We start from the raw sequence: 2,913 nt of genomic DNA on the forward strand, positions 1-2,913 counted from the left end.
AGGGCGGAAGAACCCAGACCGAGAGCTTCTTCCCGTACGTGCTGACCGGCGACTCGACCAGGGGCGCCCAGGGCGAGGATCGCCGCGCCGAGCCCTGGGCGGCCGGTGCGAGTCGGGCATCGGCCTGGTCAACCGGGCGATCGGGCTGGACGCCGCGCTGGACGAGGTGGACCTGGTGATCACCGGCGAGGGGTCCTTCGACCACCAGTCGCTGCGCGGCAAGGTCGTCGCCGGGGTGGCCGGGGCCGCCCGGGACCGGGGGGTGCCCTGCGTGGTGGTGGCCGGCCGGGTCAGCACCGGGCGGCGGGAGGCCGCCGCGGCCGGGGTGACCGAGGCGTACAGCCTGGTGGAGCACTTCGGCGGTGCGGAGCACGGCGGCGTGGAAGCGGCGATGGGCCGGCCCGCCGAGGGCCTCCGGGCGCTCGGCACCCGCCTGGCGCGGCAGTGGAGCCGCTGACGGTCGGCGCGGCGGGAAAACGCCGGAACCTGCGGCCCGGGTCACGCCACCCGGGCCGTTCCGCCGCAGGCGGCGTACGATCGAGGACGGACCACTCCGGGAATACTGGGCGACGCGGAACGTTGGCCAGTGCGTCCGGACCCATACCGCGCAGGGAGATTTCCACGTGACCACGCCAGCGCAGACCGAGTCGACCGAGGCCAAGGCCCCCACGTCCGTCGTCCTCACCGACGTCGCGGCGCAGAAGGTCAAGGCCCTGATCGAGCAGGAAGGCCGCGACGACCTGCGGCTCCGGGTCGCCGTGCAGCCCGGTGGCTGCTCCGGCCTGCGGTACCAGCTGTTCTTCGACGAGCGGTCGCTCGACGGTGACGTCGTCACCGACTTCGGCGGTGTCGAGGTCGTCGTCGACCGGATGAGCGCCCCCTACCTGGCCGGCGCCACCATCGACTTCGCCGACCGGATCGACGCCCAGGGCTTCACCATCGACAACCCCAACGCGGGCAGCTCCTGCGCCTGCGGCGACTCGTTCAGCTGAGTCGACCGCTCGCCGGCCCGCACCGGACGAGTTGACCAGAAACGGCGGGGCCGCCCCTGGAAAGGGGGCGGCCCCGCCGCCGTGTCCAGGGGCTTTCCCGGAGGTGGCGCCCGGATGTCCGCCGGTCGACTGACCGGCGGCCGGCGGCCGGACCGGAACGGTAGGCTGACCGGCGCCGTGCTCCCGACCCCGAGGGCTGACATGAAGATCGCCGTGACCGGCTCGATCGCCACCGACCACCTGATGAGCTTCCCCGGCCGCTTCGCGGAGCAGCTGATCGCCGACCAGCTGCACAAGGTCTCGCTCTCCTTCCTGGTCGACGACCTGGTGCTGCGCCGCGGTGGTGTCGCCGCCAACATCGCCTTCGGCATGGGCCAGCTCGGCCTGCGGCCGGTCCTGGTCGGCGCGGTCGGCGCGGACTTCGCCGACTACCGCTCCTGGCTCGAGCGCCACGGCGTGGACTGCGACTCCGTGCACGTCAGCGAGATCGCGCACACCGCCCGCTTCGTCTGCACCACCGACACGGACATGTGCCAGATCGCCTCCTTCTACGCCGGGGCGATGAGCGAGGCGCGCAACATCGAGCTGGAGCCGGTCGCCCGCCGCCTGGACGGCCTCGACCTGGTCCTCGTCGGCGCGAACGACCCGCAGGCGATGCTGCGCCACTCCGCCGAGTGCCGGGAGCGGGGGTACGCGTTCGCGGCCGACCCGTCCCAGCAGCTGGCCCGGATGGAGGGCACGGACGTGGTCGGGCTGATCGAGGGCGCCGACTACCTGATGACCAACGACTACGAGAAGTCCCTGCTGCAGAGCAAGGCGGGCCTGAGCGACGCCCAGCTCCTCGACCTGGTCAAGGTGCGGGTCACCACGCTCGGCAAGGACGGCGTGGAGATCGCGGGGCGCGACGTCGACCCGATCCACGTGCCGATCGCGCGGGAGATCCGGGCGGTCGACCCGACCGGTGTCGGCGACGGCTTCCGGGCCGGCTTCTTCACGGCGCTGTCGTGGGGCCTCGGGCTGGAGCGGGCCGCCCAGGTGGGCTCGCTGCTCGCCACGCTGGTGCTGGAGACCGTGGGCACCCAGGAGTACGACGTCCGCCGCGACCTGTTCGTCAAGCGGCTCGCCGAGTCGTACGGCGACGGGGCGGCCGAGGACGTACGGCCGCACCTGCTCCCCTGATCCCGACGGGGTCCGCCGCGCCCGCCCTCGTGCCTACCGCACCGGGCGGGTTCGGCCGTTAAGAGGGGCCCTTCCTTACCGCCGCCCCGTCAGTGCTGGCGGCGGACGTCGTAGCCGGGGCCGTCCGGGCCGGGCACGGCGCCGAGGAACTCCTGGCCCCGCATCCGGCACCAGGCGGGGATGTCCACCGCCGCCGCCGGATCGTCGGCCAGCACCCGGACCACCGACCCGACGGGCAGCTCCGGCAGCCGGCGGGCGACCGCGATGACCGGCAGCGGACAGCGCTGCCCGCGGCAGTCGAGCACGTCGTCGGGGAACGTCACAGCCCCACCACCCCCGCCTCGGCGCGGAGTTCCGCCACGACGCCCGGCAGCTCGGCGAGGAACCGCTCCACCTCGGCCGCCGTCGTCTCCCGGTGCAGCGACACCCGCACGTTGCCGTGCGAGAGCACCCCCATCGCCTCCAGCACGTGCGACGGCCGCAGCGTCGACGACGTGCACGACGAGCCGGAGGACACCGCGAACCCGCGCCGGTCCAGCGCGTGCAGCAGCGCCTCGCCGTCCACGTACAGGCAGGAGAAGGTCACCAGGTGGGGGAGCCGGTGGTAAGGATCACCCACCACCTCGACGTCCGGCACCTCCGCGGCGACCCGCGCCCGGATCCGGTCCACCAGCGGCGCCAGCCGGGCCGCCTCCGCCGCCGCGTCGGCCGCCGCCGCGCGCAGGCTCGCCGCCGCCGCGAC

Annotated in this window: 5 protein-coding genes; 3 read left to right on the forward strand and 2 right to left on the reverse strand. The window is 74.1% G+C overall.

Annotated elements, in window-relative coordinates; translation table 11 throughout:
- The 3 genes from AB0I76_RS26540 to AB0I76_RS26550 all read left to right on the forward strand — a co-directional run.
- A partial coding sequence (locus AB0I76_RS26540) for a glycerate kinase (RefSeq protein ID WP_357040851.1) occupies positions 1 to 457 on the forward strand: 457 nt, incomplete at its 5' end.
- 166 nt (positions 458 to 623) lie between these two features.
- Positions 624 to 992, forward strand: a complete 369-nt coding sequence (gene erpA / locus AB0I76_RS26545; RefSeq protein ID WP_130338589.1) for an iron-sulfur cluster insertion protein ErpA — start codon at positions 624 to 626, stop codon at positions 990 to 992.
- Between the two features lie 201 nt (positions 993 to 1,193).
- Positions 1,194 to 2,171, forward strand: coding sequence for a carbohydrate kinase family protein (locus tag AB0I76_RS26550; RefSeq protein ID WP_357040860.1), 978 nt, complete (start codon positions 1,194 to 1,196; stop codon positions 2,169 to 2,171).
- An 89-nt stretch (positions 2,172 to 2,260) separates the two neighbouring features.
- On the opposite strand, the gene AB0I76_RS26555 is transcribed toward AB0I76_RS26550, so the two are convergent.
- Positions 2,261 to 2,494, reverse strand: a complete 234-nt coding sequence (locus tag AB0I76_RS26555) for a sulfurtransferase TusA family protein (protein ID WP_357040854.1) — start codon at positions 2,492 to 2,494, stop codon at positions 2,261 to 2,263.
- Positions 2,491 to 2,913, reverse strand: a 423-nt coding sequence (locus AB0I76_RS26560) for an aminotransferase class V-fold PLP-dependent enzyme (protein ID WP_357040857.1), incomplete at its 5' end; no start/stop codon positions are given. The genes AB0I76_RS26555 and AB0I76_RS26560, both read right to left, overlap by 4 nt.

The sequence above is a fragment of the Micromonospora sp. NPDC049799 genome (assembly GCF_040656655.1).
Lineage (GTDB): Bacteria > Actinomycetota > Actinomycetes > Mycobacteriales > Micromonosporaceae > Micromonospora.

Coding starts and splice junctions, on each gene's coding strand:
- AB0I76_RS26550 (WP_357040860.1), top strand. CDS start 1,194: ATGAAGATCGCCGTGACCGGCTCGATCGCCACCGACCACCTGATGAGC.